This is a genomic window from Alcanivorax sp. HI0083, assembly GCF_001635175.1.
The window spans coordinates 1-623 of record NZ_LWFX01000136.1 but is presented as its reverse complement, the minus strand read 5'-3'; the positions used below and the strand labels follow the sequence as shown (position 1 = coordinate 623).

Genomic DNA, 623 nt, shown 5'->3' with positions numbered 1-623 from the left:
AGTTTCTGGGCACTGGCCCGCTGGACGCTGATAACCGCCCTGATTGTGCTGCCCATTCTGCTATGGGGGCGGCGCAGCGCCCACACATTTACCCGGTAAGCTGCCCCATTGCGGCACACATGTGCCACAATTCGACAGCTTACCTTTTGACCCGTCGCTGGTATGATTCGCGATTGGATCGAGACACATATAAAAATACAGCCGATGGGATCAATAGCGGCTTGAGGAGAGCAACATGGCCAAAATTCTTGTGGTGGACGATTCCCCGACCCAGCTGACCAATCTGGTAAAGATTGTCCAGGGTCAGGGCCATGATGTCGTTACTGCCACCAACGGCATGGAAGGGATAGAAAAAGCCCGTCATGAGCAGCCCGATCTGATCCTGATGGATGTGGTCATGCCGGAACTGAACGGCTTCCAGGCCACCCGCAAGATCACCCGTGACCCGGCCACCGAAAGCATTCCGGTGATTCTGGTGACGACCAAGGACCAGGAAACCGACAAGGTCTGGGGCGAACGCCAGGGTGCCTTCGGCTATGTGGTCAAACCGCCGGTGGAAGCGGAACTGGTCGCCAAGATCAATGAAGCGCTGGGCTGAGTCGCCGTCCGCGGCCCGTCACGCG

Annotated in this window: 1 protein-coding gene; it reads left to right on the top strand. The window is 57.8% G+C overall.

What is annotated here, in order from left to right:
- Positions 1–235: 235 nt before the first annotated feature.
- Entirely contained in the window at positions 236–598 is a 363-nt protein-coding gene (locus tag A3754_RS01540) for a PleD family two-component system response regulator (protein ID WP_063518675.1), read from the top strand.
- Positions 599–623: the final 25 nt, after the last annotated feature.

What these genes read in the sequence shown, in the direction of transcription:
- A3754_RS01540 (WP_063518675.1), top strand. Translation starts at nt 236, where the DNA reads ATGGCCAAAATTCTTGTGGTGGACGATTCCCCGACCCAGCTGACCAAT.